Genomic DNA, 3,004 nt, shown 5'->3' on the forward strand with positions numbered 1-3,004 from the left:
TCCAGTTCTCCAATCCCGCCTTCGCGGGCGCCAGGGCCTTCTGCGTCCCAAGGCTTGCCGATCCGAACGTCAGGGGCGGGTTCCTGCTCGGCAACCTCCTCGGGGGTGCGCTGGCACGCTCGCTCACCGACGGCCAATTCTGCATCATCGATCGCGACGGCGACGGTCTGGCCGACCATAGCGTCCTCGTGAATGCCGGCTCGGCGGCGGAGCGCGAGCCACAGCCGATCCAGGCGACGCCGTACGCGATTGCGCCGGCCGCGCTCGTAAGCGAAGGCGACGCGGTGCGCTTTGTCTATCGCGGCGGACCTGATTCCTTCGAATTCCAGATCGTCGAGCAGGGACACACGCGCCTCTTTCAGACATTCGAGGTGCGCGACGCGGCGGGCCGAGGGCAACGCTTCGATCGCTGGCTTCGAGCCAGGAAGCTCGATGGCGACGTCTATTCGGTTGAGGCTCCGGGGTTGGCGTTCACGGTCAGCGGCTACGACCCGGCGAGCAAGTCCGTTCTCGTCGAATGGCAACGGACCATCCGCGCGCGCATCCTGCCAATCCCGGACACGGTGAGAGTGGGCGGATTTCGGTAGCTGTCGGCCAGTCCTCGGGACTACTCCGTCGCCTTGCGCTTCATTCGTTCGCGGAAGCGTTTTGCCCAGCCTGAGATGCCTTTTTGCTCGCTGCGCTCGATGGCGAGGCTGTCGCGTTCGACGTCGCGGGTGATTACCGAACCGGCGCCGACGATGGCGTCGTCGCCGATCGTCACCGGGGCGACGAGGGCGGTATTCGAGCCGATGAAGGCGCCCTCCCCGATCAGCGTCCGATACTTGCCAAAGCCATCGTAGTTGCAGGTGATCGTGCCCGCGCCGATGTTCGCGCGCGCCCCCACCTCCGCATCCCCGATGTAGGAGAGGTGGTTGACCTTGGCGCCCTCGCCGAGGTCGGCCTTCTTGATCTCGACGAAGTTTCCGACCCGAGTACCCGCGCCAAGCCGAGCGCCGGGGCGGAGGCGGGCGAAGGGGCCGACGCTTGCCCCGCCGCCGATCGTCGCGCCCTCGATGTGGCTGAAGGCGTGGATGGTCGCCCCGTCGGCGATCGACACCCCTGGACCGAAAACGACATGCGGCTCAATCGTCACGTCCCGGCCGAGCCTCGTGTCGAACGCGAACCAGACAGTGTCCGGGTCGATCAGCGTCGTCCCCTCGGCGAGTGCCTGCCGGCGGCGTCGGCGCTGCCAGTCACGCTCGAGCTGGGCGAGTTCGGCGCGGCTATTGATGCCCGCGGTCTCGAACTCGTCACCCTCGATGACAACGGCCTGACGCCCCTCTCGCGCGGCGACGGTGACGATATCGGGCAGGTAATATTCGGCTGCAGCATTTTCGTTGCCGACCTCGCCGAGCCACCGGAAGAGGTCGGCCGCGCGCACCGCCATCATGCCCGAGTTGCACAGGCGGACGGCGCGTTCCTCGTCGCTGGCGTCCTTGTACTCGACCATCTTGGCGATTTGGTCGCCATCGCCGCGAATGATGCGGCCATAGCTTTGCGGGTCGGCAGGACTTGACGCGAGGACGACGACGCCGGGTGCATCGGGCGCGTCGAGACGGTCGAGCATGAGCCGGAGGGTCCCCGGCGCAACGAACGGCGTGTCACCGTAGAGCACGAGGACCGCGCCGTCATAGCCCTCGAGCGCCGCCTCGGCCTGCTGGACCGCGTGGCCGGTTCCCTTTTGCTCGGCCTGGTGGACGAAGGTGACATCGCGGCCGGCAAGTGCGCCCTCCACCTGCTCGCGGCCCTTGCCGACCACCACCACCTGCCGTTCGGCGCCCAGCGCGGCGACGCTGTCGAGCAGGTGCAGGAGGAGCGGACGGCAGGCGACCGGATGCAGCACCTTATGCGTGTCGGACCGCATGCGCGTGCCCTGTCCAGCGGCGAGGATTACGGCGGCGAAGCGGGGACGGTCGGTCATTTCGGCGAGCAATGGCATGCTGGTCGGACAAGCGCCAGCCGGGCTCGGCGGAGAGCATGCCTGACGGCCGAGAACACCGCCCAAAAGAAAGGGCGGCTCCCATAGGGGAACCGCCCTCGAAAACCTCTCGGCGTCGAAGCCTAGAAGATGTTCATATAATATTCGTTGCCGACGAAGCCCATCTTCTGGACATGGGCCCTCTTGGTCACCGCGAGCACTTCGTCGACCAGCTCGTAACGAGCCGTCGCTTCCGGCTGCAGGTGAAGCTCCGGGATCGGGTTCATCTGCTGCGTGACGTCGAGATATTGCCGGAGCTGAGTGAGGTTCACCGCCTGGCCGTTCCACAGGACCTGTCCCGCAGCCGTGACGATGACCTTGTTCTTGTTCGGCTGGATCGGCGGCGGCGGATTGTTGTTCTGGTTGACCGGCAGGTCCAGCTTCACCGCGTGGGTCTGCGGCGGGATCGTCACGATCAACATGATCAGGAGCACCAGCATGACGTCGATCAGCGGCGTCGTGTTGATGTCCATCATCGGCTCACCTTCGCGGTTGTCGCCGGTTGTTTGCATCGCCATGGTTAGAGTTCCTGACTAGCGAATGACATTAGGAGCCCTGTCCGTTCGGCCCGGGCTGCGAGATGAACCCGACCCGCTGGAAGCCGGCCTCCTGCATGGTGATGACGGCAGCGCCGATGCACTTGTACTGAGTGTTGACGTCACCCCGGATGTGCGCCTCGGGCATATTGTCTTCGGTGATGTTCGCCGTGCCGCCAACCGCCTTGATCTGGTCTTCCAGCTTCTGGACGGCGCGCTTCAACAAGTCCTTCTGGCTCATCTTGGTCATGTTCCAGTAGACCTCGCAGGTGCCGCCGGGGCCGTTGCGGACCGTCAGCGCCACGTTCTCGGGCTTGGTCTGGGTGACCTCGTAGCGCACCTTAGGGAGCTTGACCGGGATCGTCTGGATGACCACCGGGACGGTGATCAGGAAGATGATCAGCAGCACAAGCATCACGTCGACGAGCGGCGTGGTGTTGATGTCGGA

Annotated in this window: 4 protein-coding genes; 1 reads left to right on the forward strand and 3 read right to left on the reverse strand. The window is 65.4% G+C overall.

What is annotated here, in order from left to right; genetic code table 11:
* Window positions 1-587 (forward strand): hypothetical protein (locus JOZ79_RS12500; RefSeq protein WP_294074682.1); only part of this gene is annotated, 587 nt, incomplete at its 5' end.
* Window positions 588-607: 20 nt separating this feature from the next.
* Here the strand turns inward: JOZ79_RS12500 and glmU are convergent.
* From glmU to JOZ79_RS12515, 3 genes are all read right to left on the reverse strand, one after another.
* The gene (gene glmU, locus JOZ79_RS12505; RefSeq protein WP_294074685.1) at window positions 608-1,963 is read right to left on the reverse strand and encodes a bifunctional UDP-N-acetylglucosamine diphosphorylase/glucosamine-1-phosphate N-acetyltransferase GlmU; all 1,356 of its coding nucleotides are present in this window, start codon (window positions 1,961-1,963) and stop codon (window positions 608-610) included.
* A 140-nt stretch (window positions 1,964-2,103) separates the two neighbouring features.
* On the reverse strand, window positions 2,104-2,538 hold the full coding sequence (locus JOZ79_RS12510; protein ID WP_294074687.1) for a biopolymer transporter ExbD: 435 nt from the start codon (window positions 2,536-2,538) through the stop codon (window positions 2,104-2,106).
* Between the two features lie 28 nt (window positions 2,539-2,566).
* Window positions 2,567-3,004 (reverse strand): biopolymer transporter ExbD (locus JOZ79_RS12515; RefSeq protein WP_294074690.1); only part of this gene is annotated, 438 nt, incomplete at its 5' end.

This window comes from Sphingomonas sp. (assembly GCF_019242355.1).
In the GTDB taxonomy this organism is placed as follows: domain Bacteria; phylum Pseudomonadota; class Alphaproteobacteria; order Sphingomonadales; family Sphingomonadaceae; genus Sphingomicrobium.